Below are 15,979 nucleotides of genomic sequence, written 5' to 3' on the forward strand. Positions count from 1 at the left end.
CTCACTTCTCACGCACGCGAGAAAGAAGGTAGCGCCGGACACCCCCTGCTGTCATGCCCGTATCGCCATACGGTCATGACAGCAGGGGGTGGCGCCGGTCACGTGCTCCCGGGAGAGGCGGTCAGTCCTTGAGCGCGGCGGTGACCGCCTCGGCGAGCGGGGTCGTCGGGCGGCCGGCCAGACGGGACAGGTCGCCGGTGGGGACGACCAGCTCGCCCTTCTCGATCGAGGCGTCCACGCCGACGAAGATCTCCACGAAGTGCGCGGGCAGTCCGGCGCCGGCCAGGATGCCTTCCAGGACCTCGCCGGTGACGGCGTTGTAGGCGATCTGCCTGCCGGTCTGGCGACTCAGCTCGGCCGCGTACTCGGCGAAGCTCCAGGCCTCGTCGCCGCCCAGCTCGTACGTCCGGTTCTCGTGGCCCTCGCCGGTCAGTACGGCGACCGCGGCGGCGGCGTAGTCGGCGCGGGAGGCCGAGGAGACCCGGCCCTCACCGGCCGCCGCGACGACCGCGTCGTGCTCCAGCACCGGAGCCAGGTTCTCGGTGTAGTTCTCGTGGTACCAGCCGTTGCGCAGCAGCGTGTACGGCAGCCCGGAGGCGAGCAGCACCTCCTCGGTGGCCCGGTGGTCGTCGGCCAGCGCGGCCGTGAGGCTGCCCGGGGCGCTGGTGTACGCGAGCAGTGCCACGCCCGCCGCCCGGGCGGCGTCGATGACGACCCGGTGCTGCTGCACCCGGCCCTTGTCGAACTCGTTGCCGGAGATCAGCAGGACCTTGTCGCCGGCCGCGAACAGCGCGCCGAAGGTCTCCGGCGCGTTGTAGTCGGCGACGGCGAGCTTCACCCCGCGGGCCGCGAAGTCGGCGGCCTTGGCCTCGTCGCGCACGACGGCGGTGATCTGCTCCGCCGGAACCTTCTCCAGCAACTGCTCCACGACGTGACGGCCGAGGTGTCCGGTGGCTCCTGTGACGACGATGCTCATGGTTCAGAACTCCTTGTGGGGTGGCTGTGACACTCACCCTAGGATCTGCACTAACCAAGCGAAAGTACCCACTTTGAAGTAAGGTACTGGCATGGCAGTAAGTAGTGCGCGTGGGCGCAGTGGCGCCGAGGCGGAGGCCCTGTGCCCCTACCGGCTCGTCCTGGAGCACGTCACCAGCCGCTGGGGCGTTCTCGTCCTCATCGAGCTGCTGGAGGGCTCGCGGCGGTTCAGCGAGCTGCGCCGGGCGATCGACCGGGTGGGCCGCATCAGCGAGAAGATGCTCACCCAGACCCTCCAGACCCTGGAGCGCGACGGTCTGGTCCACCGGGACGCCAAACCGGTCATCCCGCCCCGCGTCGACTACTCGCTCACCGTCCTCGGCCGCGAGGCGGCGGAGCAGGTGCGGGTCCTGGCCCAGTGGACGCACGACCGCATGGGCGAGGTGGAGAAGGCCCGCGCCGTCTACGACGAGGCCCGGGAACTGCGCTCCCGGGCCTCGTGATCGAACGGCGCCGTCATGGGCGCCGGCGGCGGTGTCAGCCGACGACCGTCCAGGTGTCCCCGCCGGCCAGCAGCGCGGCCAGATCGCCCTTGCCGCGCTGTTCGATGGCCGCGTCCAGCTGATCGGCCATCTGGGTGTCGTAGACCGGCCGCTCGACGGAGCGGAACACACCGATCGGGGTGTGGTGCAGCGTGTCGGGGTCGGCCAGCCGGGAGAGGGCGAAGGCGGTGGTGGGGGACGCGGCCTGCGCGTCGTGCACCAGGACGTCCGCCTCGTTCTCCGGGGTCACCGGGACCACCTTCAGGTCGCCGGTCTGCCGGTCCCGTACGACCCCGCGCGTGTTCTCGGGGCCGAAGCGGATCGGCTGCCCGTGCTCCAGCCGGATCAACGCCTCCTCGGCATGCTGCTTGTCCTTCAGGGCGTCGAAGGCGCCGTCGTTGAAGATGTTGCAGTTCTGGTAGATCTCGATCAGGGCCGTGCCCGGGTGGTCGGCGGCCGCGCGCAGCACCTCGGTCAGGTGCTTGCGGTCGGAGTCGATCGTCCGGGCGACGAAGGACGCCTCCGCGCCGATCGCCAGCGACACCGGGTTGAACGGCGCGTCGAGGGAACCCATCGGGGTCGACTTGGTGATCTTGCCGACCTCGGAGGTCGGGGAGTACTGGCCCTTGGTCAGGCCGTAGATCCGGTTGTTGAACAGCAGGATCTTGAGGTTGACGTTGCGGCGCAGGGCGTGGATCAGGTGATTGCCGCCGATGGAGAGGGCGTCGCCGTCACCGGTGACCACCCACACGCTCAGGTCCCGCCGCGAGGTCGCGAGGCCGGTGGCGATCGCCGGGGCGCGGCCGTGGATGGAGTGCATCCCGTAGGTGTTCATGTAGTACGGGAAGCGGGAGGAGCAGCCGATGCCGGAGACGAAGACGATGTTCTCCTTGGCCAGACCCAGCTCCGGCATGAACCCCTGGACGGCCGCGAGGATCGCGTAGTCGCCGCAGCCCGGGCACCAGCGCACTTCCTGGTCGGACTTGAAGTCCTTCATCGACTGCTTGGCCTCGGCCTTGGGGACGAGCTGCAGCAGCCCGTTGGTGGCGTCAGTCATCGATGGCCTCCTTCAGTGCGGCGGCGAGCTGCTCCGCCTTGAACGGCATGCCGTTGACCTGGTTGTACGAGTGGGCGTCGACCAGGTACTTCGCCCGGATCAGGGTGGCGAGCTGCCCGAGGTTCATCTCGGGGATCACGACCTTGTCGTACCGCTCCAGCACCGCGCCGAGATTGCGCGGGAACGGGTTGAGGTGGCGCAGGTGGGCCTGCGCGATCGACTCGCCGGCCGCGCGCAGACGCCGTACCGCCGCGGTGATCGGCCCGTACGTCGAGCCCCAGCCCAGCACCAGCGTCTTCGCCTCGTGCGGGTCGTCGACCTCGATGTCCGGGACCTCGATCCCGTCGATCTTGGCCTGGCGGGTGCGGACCATGAACTCGTGGTTGGCCGGGTCGTAGGAGATGTTGCCCGTGCCGTCCTGCTTCTCGATGCCGCCGATGCGGTGCTCCAGGCCCGGGGTGCCCGGGATCGCCCACGGACGGGCCAGGGTCTGCGGGTCCCGCTTGTACGGCCAGAAGACCTCGGTGCCGTCCTCGAGGGTGTGGTTCGGGCCGGAGGCGAACTGCACCCTGAGGTCCGGCAGCTCGTCCAGGTCGGGGATCCGCCAGGGCTCGGAGCCGTTGGCCAGGTAGCCGTCCGAGAGCAGGAAGACGGGGGTGCGGTAGGTCAGCGCGATCCGGGCCGCCTCCAGGGCCGCGTCGAAGCAGTCGGCCGGGGTCTTCGGGGCGACCACCGGTACCGGAGCCTCGCCGTTGCGCCCGAACATGGCCTGCAGCAGGTCCGCCTGCTCGGTCTTGGTGGGCAGGCCGGTCGACGGGCCGCCGCGCTGGATGTCCACGACCAGCAGCGGCAGCTCCAGGGAGACGGCCAGGCCGATCGTCTCGCTCTTGAGTGCCACACCGGGACCGCTCGTCGTCGTCACCGCGAGCGAGCCGCCGAAGGCCGCCCCCAGCGCCGCGCCGATGCCGGCGATCTCGTCCTCGGCCTGGAAGGTGCGCACACCGAAGTTCTTGTGCTTGCTCAGCTCGTGCAGGATGTCCGAGGCCGGAGTGATCGGGTACGAGCCGAGGAACAGCGGCAGATCGGCCTGCTGGGAGGCGGAGACCAGGCCGTAGGCGAGGGCCAGGTTGCCGGAGATGTTGCGGTAGGTGCCGACCGGGAACGCCTTGGCGGCCGGGGCGACCTCGTAGGAGACGGCGAAGTCCTCGGTCGTCTCGCCGAAGTTCCAGCCCGCCCGGAACGCCGCGATATTGGCCGCCGCGATGTCCGGCTTCTTCGCGAACTTCGACTGGAGGAACTTCTCGGTGCCGTCGGTGGGCCGGTGGTACATCCAGCTCAGCAGGCCCAGCGCGAACATGTTCTTGCTGCGCTCGGCCTCCTTGCGGGAGAGGTCGAACTCCTTCAGCGCCTCGACCGTCAGGGAGGTCAGCGGCACCGGGTGCAGGTTGTAGCCGTCCAGCGAGCCGTCCTCCAGCGGGGAGGCGGCGTAGCCGACCTTCTGCAGGGCACGCTTGGTGAACTCGTCCGTGTTGACGATGATCTCGGCGCCGCGCGGCAGGTCGCCGATGTTGGCCTTCAGAGCGGCCGGATTCATCGCGACCAGCACGTTCGGCGCGTCGCCCGGGGTGAGGATGTCGTGGTCGGCGAAGTGGAGCTGGAACGAGGAGACGCCGGGCAGGGTGCCGGCGGGGGCGCGGATCTCGGCAGGGAAGTTCGGCAGGGTGGAGAGGTCGTTGCCGAAGGACGCGGTCTCCGAGGTGAACCGGTCACCGGTGAGCTGCATGCCGTCACCCGAGTCCCCCGCGAACCGGATGATGACCCGGTCCAGACGCCGGACATCCTTGGTTCCGCCCGGTTTGCGCTGCTCTCCCACGACGGTTCCGTCGGCCTGCTCCGCTGGGCTGCTGACCTGGCTGGTCACTGAACTGGACCTCCTTCGAGGCGGCTGTCCGGGCATGGTCGTCCCACCGACCATCCCAGGATCAACCCTACGTCGGTTAGGGTCGCCTTCCCGGGGCCATCCGCAGAATGGACGGCGTTTCGAGACGGCCTGTCGCGCTGACTTGTCATAATCTCCCGCACTGGAGCGCCGTTCGAGTCGCGCCCCGCGCTCCCCCCCACGCTTTCTCCGGTTCCCGCTCCCGGCCCGCCGCTCCGGTGTCCGGCTTCCACAGAAGCCGGACGGCCTGACGCAGTGCTGATACAGCGTCAGGCCGTTATGAGTTCAGGTAGGTCAGGACGGCCAGAACACGTCGGTGATCACCGTCGCTCTGGGACAGACCGAGCTTGAGGAAGATGTTGCTGACGTGCTTCTCCACGGCGCCGTCGCTGACCACCAGCTGCCGTGCGATCGCCGAGTTCGTCCGCCCCTCCGCCATCAGCCCCAGCACCTCGCGCTCACGCGGGGTGAGCCCCGCCAGCACGTCCTGCTTGCGGCTGCGGCCCAGCAGCTGCGCGACGACCTCCGGGTCCAGCGCCGTACCGCCCTCGGCCACCCGCACCACCGCGTCGACGAACTCCCTCACTTCGGCGACCCGGTCCTTGAGCAGATAGCCCACGCCCCGGCTCGAACCGGCCAGCAGCTCCGTGGCGTAGCGCTCCTCCACGTACTGCGACAGCACCAGCACCCCGAGTCCCGGGTGCGACTTGCGCAGCCGTACGGCCGCCCGCACGCCCTCGTCGGTGTGCGTCGGCGGCATCCGCACGTCCGCCACCACGACGTCGGGCAGCGCGCCCTGCGCATCCAGGTCGGCAATGGTCTTGACCAGCGCCTCCGCGTCCCCGACGCCCGCCACGACGTCGTGCCCGCGGTCGGTCAGCAACCGGGTCAGGCCCTCTCTGAGCAGCACCGAGTCCTCGGCGATGACCACCCGCACCCTGTCCTCCACCATCTCCCGGCCCCCCACTGCCCGACTTCCGCCGACGTCGTTTCGTACGGCAGTCCAGCATTCCAGCAATCGGGCCGCCGTGCGCGGGGGGCAAGGATCTTGCCGGTGTGTCGGGAGGCAAACGGGCGTGTGGGGGGCTCAGGCCCGCCAGGGCAGTTCGGCGATCACGCGGGTGGGGCCGCCGGCGGGCGAGTCCACGACCAGAACTCCGTCCACCGCCCCCAGGCGGCCGGCCAGGCCCGCCAGCCCCGAGCCGTGGGAGGCGTCCGCGCCGCCCACCCCGTCGTCCATCACCTGGACGAGCAGCCGGTCCTCGGAACGCCACACGTCGACGGAGGCGGAGCGCGCCCCGCTGTGCTTGCTGATGTTCTGCAGCAACTCGGAGACGGTGAAGTAGGCGATGCCCTCGATGGCCGGGGCCGGCCGGGTCGGCAGGTCGACCTCCACCCGCACCGGCACGGTGCAGCGGGAGGCGACCGAGGACAGGGCCGCGTCCAGGCCGCGGTCGGTCAGTACGGCCGGATGGATACCGCGTGCCAGGTCACGCAGCTCCTGCAGCGCCGTCTTCACCTCGCCGTGGGCGTCGTCCACCATCCGGGCCGCCGCCCGCGGGTCCTCCCGCAGCTTCTCCTTGGCCAGACCCAGATCCATGGCCAGGCTCACCAGCCGGGCCTGCGCCCCGTCGTGCAGGTCCCGCTCGATGCGGCGCAGATCGGCGGCCGCCGTGTCCACCACGATCCCGCGGTCCGACTCCAGCTCCACGACCCGCGCCGACAGCCGCGTCGGCCCCAGCAGCCCGCGCACCAGCAGTCCGTCCACCGTCGTCAGCGCCCGCACGATCCACGGGGTGGCCAGCGTGAACAGCAGTCCGACCAGCGCGGTCACGGTGATCTCGAACGGGTTGTCGAGATAGATGCTGTGGTGTTCGTCGCCGTACAGCTGCAGGCCGCCCTGGCCGCCGTACATCGGGAACACCCAGAACCAGAGGGGATACGTCAGCAGCGCCCAGCCGTAGGTCCAGAAGCTCACCGACACGACGAACGAGAACACCGCCCAGGGGAACTGCAGCAGCGCGTAGAGCAGGGCCCGCCAGGAGGTGCCGCTCTTCAGCACCGCACCGATCCAGGGGAACACCCCGGGCTTGCTCGTGCGCAGCGGCTCCGGCTCGGCCACGTCCAGGCCCAGCAGCGCGCGCGCCCGCGTGCGCTCCAGCGCGCCGAAGCCCCGGCAGCCGGTGAGCGCCACCGCCAGCACCGGGATCCCGAGGAAGGTCACCAGCAGGCCGGCGCCCAGCGCCACCATCGTGACCGCCCAGCAGAAGAACACCACCGCGATCGGCAGGCCCAGCAGCACATACCCGTACTCGCGCCAGCTGCGCGCCTCGACGGGCGCCCGCAGCGCGGCGGGCAGCCGGTGGCGCCGTTCCCCGTCGCGGGCGGGGTAGCCGGATCCGGCCGGGTGCCCGTGTCCCCGCCCGTACCCCTGTCCGTACTCCGTGGCCATCGGTGTCGTCCCGTTCTGCTCGTCCTGACGGCGGTGCTGCCGTACCTCCCAGCCTGGCGTGCAGCGGCTTCGCGAGCCATGGAGGCCGTCGGTCTCTCGGACCGGGGGTTTTCCCCACCCCGGGGTGTGCCCGCGCCCCCCGGGGTGTGCACGCGCGCGTGGGGGCGGCCGGGTGACCGCGGTGGTGCGGCTGCGGCGTTCCGGCTGCGGCGTTCCGGCTTCTCGCGGGGGTCCCGGTCGCGGCGCGTCGGGGTCTCCGCTGGTGTTTCCTGCGGTGTCGGTTGCTGCGCGGGGGTCTCGGTTGGTGTTTCCTGCGGTGTCGGTTGCTGCGCGCGGGGGTCCCGATCGCTGCTCCCTGTGCTCCCGGCGCTATTCCGTGCGATCCCGCCAGGGCAGCTCCGCGGTGACCACCGTCGGGCCGCCTGCCGGGGAGTCGACGACGAACAGGCCGTCCACGGCGCCCAGCCGTTCTGCCAGGCCCCGCATGCCGCTGCCGCCGTCCAGCCGGGCGCCGCCACGGCCGTCGTCGCGGACCTGGATGAGCAGCCGGTCCTCCGAGCGCCACACGTCGACGGAGGCGGAGCGCGCCCCGCTGTGCTTGCTGATGTTCTGCAGCAGCTCGGAGACGGTGAAGTAGGCGATGCCCTCGATGGCCGGGGCCGGCCGGGTCGGCAGGTCCGCCGTCACCTTCACCGGCACGGTGCAGCGGGAGGCGACCGAGGACAGGGCCGCGTCCAGGCCGCGATCGGTCAGCACGGCCGGATGGATGCCCCGGGCCAGATCGCGCAGCTCCTGCAGCGCGAGCTTCACCTCGCCGTGCGCCTCGTCCACCATCGCCGCGACGTTGTCGTCGGCCTGGCCCTCCAGCAGCTTCTCCTTGGCCAGGCCGAGCCCCATCGCCAGGTTCACCAGCCGCGCCTGTGCCCCGTCGTGCAGGTCCCGCTCGATGCGGCGCAGATCGGCGGCCGCCGTGTCCACCACGACCCCGCGGTCCGACTCCAGCTCGGCGATACGGCGTTCCAGCTCGTCGGAGGGCGACAGCAGCCCGCGGACCATCGCCCGGTCGACGTTGGCCATCCCCCGCGCGAGGAACGGCAGCACCGGCCACAGCACGAACAGCGAGGTCAGAACGGTGCAGAAGGTGAGGATGCCCCAGGGCAGCCGGATGAAGTCGTACAGCAGGGTCCGCCAGCCCACCGGGTCCTTCAGCGCCAGCCACAGCCGCTGCATCGGCCCCCCGCCCCGGGAGATCGGCAGCGGCGACGGCTCCTCGACGTGCACCCCGAGCAGCGCCCGGGACCGGCTCCGCTCCAGCTTGCCCAGTTGCCGGGCGCCCAGCAGCGAGACGGCCAGCATCGGAAGTCCGATCACCGTGAGGGTGAGGAGCCCGCCGGTGAACACCACCGTGCACGCGTAGACGAAGCCGAACACCGACACCGGCAGGTTCAGCAGGAGATGCGCGATCTCCTTCCAGGTGTGACGGTCGTAGGCGAACCGGACCGGAGGAAGGCGGTCGGGGCCGTCGGCGCGGCCGGCGGCGGAGGCGGGAGCGGTCATACCGGCCAGCCTGCCGTGCCCGGCACCTCCTGCGCCATGCGGTCCGCCGCCTGCCTCTACTGGGGAAAACCCCACCCTTTACACCGTCCATGTGTCTCACCCCGTGACGGGCTGCTTACCGTGTCTTTATCAGGGCCTAGACTCCCGTGCGTACAGATCCTCGAATCACAGTGCGGCACAGGATTCGCAAAGGTCACGAGGTCAGGGAGCGAGGCGGACGGTGCGGGAGACGTTGGGGGACTCGACGGTCGCCGCGGCGGACGTCGCGGCGGGCTACTTCCGGTCCTACTCGGTGGTGGGACTGCTCGCCGTGGTGGGCGTGCTCTTCGTCGCGGTCGCCTTCGGGGCCGGCCGCCTGCTGCGCCCCGTAGTGCCGACCCCCGAGAAACTCCTGACGTACGAGTGCGGCGTCGACCCCGTCGGCGAGGGCTGGGCCCACACCCAGGTCCGCTACTACGTCTACGCCTTCCTCTACGTGATCTTCGCCGTCGACTCGATCTTCCTGTTCCCCTGGGCGACGGTCTTCGCCGCCCCCGGCTACGGCGCGACGACCCTGGTCGAGATGTTCATCTTTCTCGGCTTCCTCGCCGTGGGCCTGCTCTACGCCTACAAGAAGGGAGTCCTGGCATGGACGTGAACGCCTCGGCTCCGACGGTCTCCGAGCCCGTGCCGCTTCCCGAGCCCAAGCGGCTGGGTGCGCTCGCCCGCCTTGCGCCCGAACCGATGAAGGTGGTCCTGAACTGGGGCCGCCGCTACTCGCTGTGGGTGTTCAACTTCGGCCTCGCCTGCTGCGCGATCGAGTTCATCGCCGCGTCGATGGCCCGCCACGACTTCATCCGCCTCGGCGTGATCCCCTTCGCGCCGGGCCCCCGTCAGGCCGACCTGATGGTCGTCTCCGGCACGGTCACGGACAAGATGGCGCCTGCCGTCAAGCGCCTGTACGAGCAGATGCCGGAGCCGAAGTACGTCATCTCCTTCGGTGCCTGCTCCAACTGCGGCGGCCCGTACTGGGACTCGTACTCCGTCACCAAGGGCGTCGACCAGATCATCCCGGTCGACGTGTACGTCCCCGGGTGCCCGCCGCGCCCCGAGGCGCTGCTCCAGGGCATCCTCAAGCTCCAGGAGAAGATCGCCCGCGAGTCGCTGGGCGAGCGCTACGGGACGTCCCGGCCGTCCGCGGCCGCCCTGCAGAGCGGCCTGGTGAAGCCCCCTGCCGCCGCTTCTGATCCTGCGCCCGCGCCTGCTTCTGACTCCGGTTCTGGCTCTGGCTCGGGCTCGGGCTCGGGCTCTGGCTCTGACTCCGGTTCTGGCTCCGGGGCCGCTTCCGGCTCCTCTTCCGCCTCCGCCTCGGCCGAGGGGGAAGCGCGATGAACACGGCCGGCTGGCTGCCCGCCCCCGTCGAAGAACTCTTCGGTACGGAGGCCACGGCCGAGGAGGCGTACGAGGTCCTGACGGTGGACGTCCCGGCGTCCTCCTGGCTCACCGCCCTGGAGACGGCCCGTACGACCCTGTCCTGCACCTACTTCGACTGGCTGAGCGCGGTCGACGAACCGGGCACGGGCTTCCGGGTCTCCGCCCACGTCGTCGCCCTCCGGCCGGTCCGCCGTCTGCTCCTGCGGACGACGGTCCCGCACGAGGCGCCGACCCTGCCCTCGGCCGTCGGCGTCTTCGCGGGCGCGGCCTGGCACGAGCGCGAGACCCACGAGATGTTCGGGGTCGTCTTCGAGGGCCACCCGGGCCTGGAGCACCTCCTTCTTCCGGAGACCTTCGAGGGCCACCCCCTGCGCAAGGACTTCGTCCTCGCCGCCCGGGTGGCCAAGGCCTGGCCGGGAGCCAAGGAGCCGGGCGAGTCCGAGCACGGCGGGCCCAAGCGCCGCCAGATGCTGCCCCCGGGCGTCCCGGATCCGAACGAATGGGGCCCGCTGAAGGGCCAGCTGCCTCCCGCTCCGGCGCGTCCGGCCCGGGGTGCGGGCCGGGCGGCGGGGGAGCGGCCTGCGCGAGCGGCCGGAGAGCGCGCCGCGGGCGAGCGTCCGGTACGGCGGGCCCGTACGGCGGCGGAGGGCTCGGCCAGCCAGACCGCCGGCCAGGCTTCCGGGGAATCGGCTGCCGGGGCGACTGAGGTCACCGGGGCTGCTGGAGCTGCCGGGTCGACTGAGGTCACCGGGGCTGCTGGAGCTGCCGGAGCCACTGAGGTCACCGGGGCTGCTGGAGCTGCCGGAGCCGATGGGGCTGCCGGGGCTGCGGGTGCCACCGGAACTGCCGGAGCCGGTGCCCGGCCGCGTCGGATGCGGAGCGCCGGCCAGGGCTCGGTGAGCCAGACGGCGGCGGAACCGGCTTCCGAGACCCCCGCGGCACCCGAGCCCCGCCCGGCGTCGCCGGCCGGCCCGCGCCGCGCGCGCAGCGCCTCGCAGGGCTCGGCCTCGCAGCGGGCCGGGACCCCGGAACCGGCATCGTCCGAGCAGGACGGCGCCGCCCGCCGGAGCACGGCCCCGCGCAGCTCGGACGCCCCCTGGCACCACGCGCGCCCGGCGTTCGACGAGCAGCGCGAGCAGAATCAGGCCGAGGGACAGACGCAGGCCGAGGAGCCGAAGCAGGCCGCGGAGCAGGCGCCCGGAACGGATCGGGCGCCGCAAGCGGATCAGGCACCGGAGCCGGAGCGGGCCTCGGAGCCGGTGTCGGCACCGGACGAGAACCGGGCCCCCGAGCCGCAGCCCGAAGCCTCAAATGCACCCGAAGCCTCCGACGCACCCGAGGCACCCAACGCACCCGAAGTGCCCATGGAACCCAAGGCGCCCAACGCACCCGGCGCCCCCGAAGTGTCCAGGGAATCCGGAGCCCCCAAGACACCCGAAGACCCCAAGGCACCCGAAGACCACAGCACCCCCGACGACCCCACTGGAGGCCCGCAGTGAACGACGCGCTCGACGTCGCCTTGCGACTCCTGGTCGTGTTCGTCGTCTTCCTCACCTTCCCGCTGATCGTCGGCCAGACCGAGCACAAGGTGATGGCCCACATGCAGGGCCGCCTCGGCCCGATGTACGCGGGCGGCTTCCACGGCTGGGCCCAGCTCATCGCCGACGGCGTGAAGTTCGCGCAGAAGGAGGACGTGGTCCCGGCGGGCGCCGACCGCCGCGTCTTCCAGCTGGCCCCCGCCGTGGCCCTGCTGCCGTATCTGCTCGTCCTGCTCGCCATTCCGATCGGGCCGAGCGAGGGCGCGGTCGGTCAGGTCCTGGACGCGGGCATCTTCTTCGTCCTCGCGGTGATGGGCGTCGGTGTCCTCGGCTCGCTGATGGCCGGCTGGGCCAGCGCCAACAAGTTCTCGCTGCTCGGCGGCCTGCGCACGGCCGCCCAACTGCTTGCCTACGAACTCCCGATGCTGCTCGCCGCCGCCTCCGTGGCCATGGCCGCCGGAACCGTCTCCCTGCCGGGCATCCTGCACGCCTTCCACTGGTGGTGGGTGCCCTGGCAGATCGTGGGCGCGTTCGTGTTCTTCGTGGCCGGCCTCGCCGAGCTGCAGCGCCCGCCCTTCGACATGCCCGTCGCCGACTCGGAGATCATCTTCGGCGCGTACACCGAGTACACCGGCCTCAGGTTCGCGCTGTTCCTGCTCGCCGAGTACGCCGGGATCGTCGTCCTGTGCGGTCTGACCACCGTCCTCTTCCTGGGTGGCTGGCACGGCCCGTGGGGTGCCGACGGCCTGGGCTGGCTGTGGACCCTGCTGAAGACCGCCGTCCTCGCCTTCGTCGTCATCTGGCTCCGCGTGACCTACCCCCGCCTGCGCGAGGACCAGCTCCAGAAGTTCTCCTGGACCCTCCTCGTCCCCCTCTCCCTCGCCCAGATCGCCCTCACCGGCATCGTCAAGGTGGTGATCTCGTAATGTCCCCGATCCCCGGCTCCGGCCTGGCCAAGGGGCTGGCCGTCACCCTCCGCACGATGACCAGGAGGACGGTCACCGAGCAGTACCCGGACGTCCAGCCCGAACTGCCGCCCCGCACCCGCGGCGTCATCGGCCTGTTCGAGGAGAACTGCACGGTCTGCATGCTGTGCGCCCGCGAGTGCCCCGACTGGTGCATCTACATCGACTCCCACAAGGAGACGGTCCCGCCGGCCGCACCCGGCGGCCGCGAGCGCAGCCGCAACGTCCTCGACCGGTTCGCCATCGACTTCTCCCTGTGCATGTACTGCGGTATCTGCATCGAGGTCTGTCCTTTCGACGCGCTGTTCTGGTCCCCGGAGTTCGAGTACGCCGAGACCGACATCCGTGAGCTGACCCATGAACGGGACAAGCTCCGCGAGTGGATGTGGACCGTGCCGGCCCCGCCCGCCCTCGATCCGGGCGCGGAAGAGCCGAAGGAGATCGCCGCTGCCCGCAAGACCGCCGAGAAGCTGGCCGCCGCGCAGGCGGCACCCGAGGAGGGGGAGTCGTGAGCCTCGCCGCAGCACCGCACGGCTTCCTGTCCCCGACCGGTGTCGAGATCGCCTTCCTGCTCGTCGGACTGGTCACCTTCGGCGCGGCCCTGGTCACCGTCACCACCCGGCAGCTGGTGCACGCCGCCCTGTGGCTGGTGGTCACCCTCGGCGGCCTCGCCGTCGAGTACCTCCTGCTCACCGCCGAGTTCATCGCCTGGGTGCAGGTCCTCATCTACGTCGGATCCGTCGTCGTCCTCCTCCTGTTCGGCCTGATGCTCACCAAGGCCCCCATCGGCCGCTCCCCGGACGCCGACTCCGGCAACCGCTGGATCGCCCTGGCCGTCGCGGTGGCCGCCGCCGGCGCCCTGGTGTGGGTGGTCGTCGACGCCTTCCGCACGACCTGGATCGACCTGGCCGGCCCCGCCGCCGGCACCACCCGCGTCACCGGCGAGAGCCTCTTCCAGAACTGGGTCCTGCCCTTCGAGGCACTCTCCGTCCTCCTCCTCGCGGCCCTGGTCGGCGCGATCGTCCTGTCCCGCAAGGCGAAGGCCGACACGGCCTCCGGCACGACGGACACGGCGTCCGGCAGCCCGGCCACCCCCCTGACCGTCCCCGGCGAGAAGGAAGGCGCCTGCTGATGCACCTCGCCTATCCCGCCGTCCTCTCCGCCCTCCTCTTCTGCACGGGCCTGTACGGCGTCCTCGCCCGGCGCAACGCGATCCTGGTGCTGATGTCGGTCGAGCTGATGCTCAACGCCGTCAACCTCAACCTGGTCGCCTTCGACGTCTGGCTCAGTCGGGCCGCCCGGGAGACCCTGCACTCCGGCCAGGCGCTGACCCTGTTCACCATCGCCATCGCCGCCGCCGAGATCGGCATCGGCCTCGCGATCGTGCTCGCCGTCTACCGCAACCGCGGCACCTCCGACATCGACAAGCTCCGCGACACCGCCGAGGGCCACGGTGACGACACCGACGGCCCCGGCACCGACACCTCCGCGGCCGAGAAGGCTGAGGCCACCGCGTGACCACGACCACCCTCGCCGTTCTCGTCCCCCTTCTGCCGTTCCTGGGCGCCGCGGCCGGCCTGCTCCTGGGCCGCACCGCCCCCGGATTCGTCCGCCCGCTCGCCGTACTTCCGGCCCTGGCCGCGCTCGCGCTGGCCGCGCTGGTCGCCGTGCGCCAGGGCGGAGGCCCGCCCATCGAGGCCCACACCGAGCTGACCCCGACCGGCTCGGTACCGATCGACCTGGCCCTGGACATCGACGGCTTCGCCGCGCTCGTCGCCGTCCTGGTCGCCTTCGTCGCGACCTGCGTGCAGATCTACTCGACGGGCTACCTGCGCGACGACCCGCGCTACCCCTCGTACGCGGCCCTCGTCTCCCTGTTCACCTCCGCGATGCTCCTGGTCGTCTACTCCGGCGACCTGATCATGCTGCTGGTCGGCTGGGAAGTCATGGGCATCTGCTCCTACTTCCTCGTCGGCCACTACTGGGAGACCCCCGAGGCCCGCGCCGCCTCCCTGAAGGCCTTCCTGGTCACCAAGCTCGGCGACGTGCCGTTCCTCATCGGCCTGTTCGCCCTGGGCACGGACGCCGGATCGTTCCGCATCACCCGCGTCCTGGGGGCCGTGGCGAGCGGCGGCATCGACCACCCGACCCTGGTCGCCCTGCTGCTGCTCGCGGGCGTGGCCGGCAAGTCCGCGCAGTTCCCGCTGCACACCTGGCTCCCCGACGCGATGGCGGGCCCGACACCCGTCTCGGCGCTGATCCACGCCGCGACGATGGTGGCCGCCGGGGTCTACTTCGTCGCCCGTCTCCTGCCGGTGTTCGAGGCGTCCCAGGCCGCGATGGTGGTCCTCGCCGTGATGGCCGCCGTCACCATGGCCGGCTCCGGCCTCGCCGCGCTCGCCCAGGACGACATCAAGCGGGTCCTGGCCTACTCGACGATCGGCCAGCTCGGCTACATGACCGGCGCCCTCGCCGTCGGCGACCGCGGTGCCGCCGTCTTCCACCTCCTCTCGCACGGCGCCTTCAAGGCACTGCTGTTCCTCGCGGCCGGCGTGATCATCCACGCTGCCGGCACCAACTCGCTGGCCGCCATGTCCCGGATGAGCCACCTGCGCGACCGCGTCCCGGACGCCTACTGGACCATGACCGTGGCGCTGCTAGCCCTCGCCGCGATCCCTCCCTTCAGCGGCTTCTTCTCCAAGGAGTCCGTCCTCGGTGCCGCCGAGCGCGTCGCCACCGGCCACGCCGACCAGGCCCCCGGCGCGGCGGGCTGGATCGTCCTCGTCGCCGGTCTGCTCGCGGCCCTGTTCACCGCCGCCTACGCCACCCGGCTGTGGCTGCTGGCCTTCCGCGGCCGGGGCGCCGAGGCCCCCGACCACGGCCGCCAGCCGCTGACGATGACCGTGGTGCTGTGGGTCCTCGCCGTGCCGTCCCTGGCCTTCGGCGGGCTTGCGTACCGCTCGCTGCCCGGCTGGTTCGACGGCCGCGACCTGACCCCGACACTCCTCACCTCCGTCCTCGGCACCGGACTCGCACTGGTCGGCGGGCTGCTCGTCTACGGCGCCTGGCAGCGCACCAGAGCGCTCGCCGCCCGCATCCCGGCAGCGCCCGCGCCCTCCTTCGAGTGGGAGACCCTCCAGGGCGAGGCCGCCGCCCACCCGGAGGGCGACGCGAGCCTCGTCGAGGCCCACGCGCTCGCCGACCACGGGCCGGCCTACCGCGACCTCGCCCACACGCCCGACCCCGGCCGGCTGCTGCTCGGCCCGCTGTACCGGCATGCGGCCACCGGCTTCCACCTCGACGCCGTGTACGCGGTGCTGTTCGTCCGCCCGGTCCAGGCCGGAGCGAGTCTCGTCCGGTTCCTCGACAGCGCGGTCGTCGACACCTACGTACGCGGCGCGGCCGCCCTGCCGCGCCTGCTCGGGGCCGCCGTGCGGCGCGCGCAGACCGGCAATGTGCAGACCTATGTGAGCGCGCTGCTCGCCGGCACCGTCGTCCTGGCGGTCGTCGTCCTCCTCGTCGCCACGGGAGCGTGAGCAGG

The 15,979-nt window shown here is 71.5% G+C and carries 15 protein-coding genes; 9 read left to right on the top strand and 6 right to left on the bottom strand.

The window, feature by feature from the left end:
- Nucleotides 1–121: 121 nt before the first annotated feature.
- Nucleotides 122–976, bottom strand: coding sequence for an SDR family oxidoreductase (locus AB0H32_RS05985; protein WP_361114897.1), 855 nt, complete (start codon nucleotides 974–976; stop codon nucleotides 122–124).
- A 91-nt stretch (nucleotides 977–1,067) separates the two neighbouring features.
- Here AB0H32_RS05985 and AB0H32_RS05990 point away from each other — a divergent pair, with 91 nt between their 5' ends.
- On the top strand, nucleotides 1,068–1,478 hold the full coding sequence (locus tag AB0H32_RS05990) for a helix-turn-helix domain-containing protein (RefSeq protein WP_361114899.1): 411 nt from the start codon (nucleotides 1,068–1,070) through the stop codon (nucleotides 1,476–1,478).
- 34 nt (nucleotides 1,479–1,512) lie between these two features.
- On the opposite strand, the gene AB0H32_RS05995 is transcribed toward AB0H32_RS05990, so the two are convergent.
- From AB0H32_RS05995 to AB0H32_RS06015, 5 genes are all read right to left on the bottom strand, one after another.
- Nucleotides 1,513–2,574, bottom strand: coding sequence for a thiamine pyrophosphate-dependent enzyme (locus tag AB0H32_RS05995; protein WP_361114902.1), 1,062 nt, complete (start codon nucleotides 2,572–2,574; stop codon nucleotides 1,513–1,515).
- Nucleotides 2,567–4,495 carry a 2-oxoacid:acceptor oxidoreductase subunit alpha gene (locus AB0H32_RS06000; protein ID WP_361114905.1) on the bottom strand — a complete coding sequence of 643 codons (1,929 nt, stop codon included), beginning with the start codon at nucleotides 4,493–4,495 and terminating at the stop codon, nucleotides 2,567–2,569. The genes AB0H32_RS05995 and AB0H32_RS06000 overlap by 8 nt, the downstream gene beginning before the upstream one ends.
- Before the next feature lie 295 nt (nucleotides 4,496–4,790).
- Nucleotides 4,791–5,465 (bottom strand): response regulator transcription factor, encoded by a 675-nt coding sequence (locus AB0H32_RS06005; RefSeq protein ID WP_361114908.1) that lies wholly within the window; start codon nucleotides 5,463–5,465, stop codon nucleotides 4,791–4,793.
- 135 nt (nucleotides 5,466–5,600) lie between these two features.
- A complete protein-coding gene (locus tag AB0H32_RS06010) occupies nucleotides 5,601–6,965 on the bottom strand; it encodes a sensor domain-containing protein (RefSeq protein WP_361114911.1) in 1,365 nt (454 codons plus the stop codon).
- Between the two features lie 369 nt (nucleotides 6,966–7,334).
- A complete protein-coding gene (locus AB0H32_RS06015) occupies nucleotides 7,335–8,522 on the bottom strand; it encodes a sensor domain-containing protein (RefSeq protein ID WP_361114914.1) in 1,188 nt (395 codons plus the stop codon).
- Between the two features lie 220 nt (nucleotides 8,523–8,742).
- On the opposite strand from AB0H32_RS06015, the gene AB0H32_RS06020 reads away from it, so the two are divergent.
- Genes AB0H32_RS06020 through AB0H32_RS06055 form a run of 8 tightly spaced genes read left to right on the top strand, consistent with a single transcriptional unit; the run spans nucleotide 8,743 to nucleotide 15,974 of the window.
- Nucleotides 8,743–9,159 carry an NADH-quinone oxidoreductase subunit A gene (locus AB0H32_RS06020; RefSeq protein ID WP_361114917.1) on the top strand — a complete coding sequence of 139 codons (417 nt, stop codon included), beginning with the start codon at nucleotides 8,743–8,745 and terminating at the stop codon, nucleotides 9,157–9,159.
- Nucleotides 9,150–9,893, top strand: a complete 744-nt coding sequence (locus tag AB0H32_RS06025; protein ID WP_361114920.1) for an NADH-quinone oxidoreductase subunit B family protein — start codon at nucleotides 9,150–9,152, stop codon at nucleotides 9,891–9,893. The genes AB0H32_RS06020 and AB0H32_RS06025 overlap by 10 nt, the downstream gene beginning before the upstream one ends.
- Nucleotides 9,890–11,434 (top strand): NADH-quinone oxidoreductase subunit C, encoded by a 1,545-nt coding sequence (locus tag AB0H32_RS06030; RefSeq protein ID WP_361114923.1) that lies wholly within the window; start codon nucleotides 9,890–9,892, stop codon nucleotides 11,432–11,434. Before AB0H32_RS06025 ends, AB0H32_RS06030 begins: the two co-directional genes overlap by 4 nt.
- On the top strand, nucleotides 11,431–12,399 hold the full coding sequence (locus tag AB0H32_RS06035) for a complex I subunit 1 family protein (RefSeq protein WP_361114925.1): 969 nt from the start codon (nucleotides 11,431–11,433) through the stop codon (nucleotides 12,397–12,399). The genes AB0H32_RS06030 and AB0H32_RS06035 overlap by 4 nt, the downstream gene beginning before the upstream one ends.
- Nucleotides 12,399–12,950: an NADH-quinone oxidoreductase subunit I gene (locus tag AB0H32_RS06040; RefSeq protein ID WP_361114928.1), complete on the top strand. Its 552-nt coding sequence runs from the start codon at nucleotides 12,399–12,401 to the stop codon at nucleotides 12,948–12,950. Before AB0H32_RS06035 ends, AB0H32_RS06040 begins: the two co-directional genes overlap by 1 nt.
- Nucleotides 12,947–13,570 carry an NADH-quinone oxidoreductase subunit J gene (locus AB0H32_RS06045; RefSeq protein WP_361114930.1) on the top strand — a complete coding sequence of 208 codons (624 nt, stop codon included), beginning with the start codon at nucleotides 12,947–12,949 and terminating at the stop codon, nucleotides 13,568–13,570. The genes AB0H32_RS06040 and AB0H32_RS06045 overlap by 4 nt, the downstream gene beginning before the upstream one ends.
- Complete coding sequence (gene nuoK / locus AB0H32_RS06050) at nucleotides 13,570–13,956, top strand: NADH-quinone oxidoreductase subunit NuoK (protein ID WP_361114933.1); 387 nt, start codon at nucleotides 13,570–13,572, stop codon at nucleotides 13,954–13,956. The genes AB0H32_RS06045 and nuoK overlap by 1 nt, the downstream gene beginning before the upstream one ends.
- Nucleotides 13,953–15,974, top strand: coding sequence for an NADH-quinone oxidoreductase subunit L (locus tag AB0H32_RS06055; RefSeq protein WP_361114936.1), 2,022 nt, complete (start codon nucleotides 13,953–13,955; stop codon nucleotides 15,972–15,974). The genes nuoK and AB0H32_RS06055 overlap by 4 nt, the downstream gene beginning before the upstream one ends.
- The last annotated feature ends 5 nt before the right edge of the window (nucleotides 15,975–15,979 follow it).

Source organism: Streptomyces sp. NPDC020362 (genome assembly GCF_040642095.1).
GTDB lineage: Bacteria > Actinomycetota > Actinomycetes > Streptomycetales > Streptomycetaceae > Streptomyces.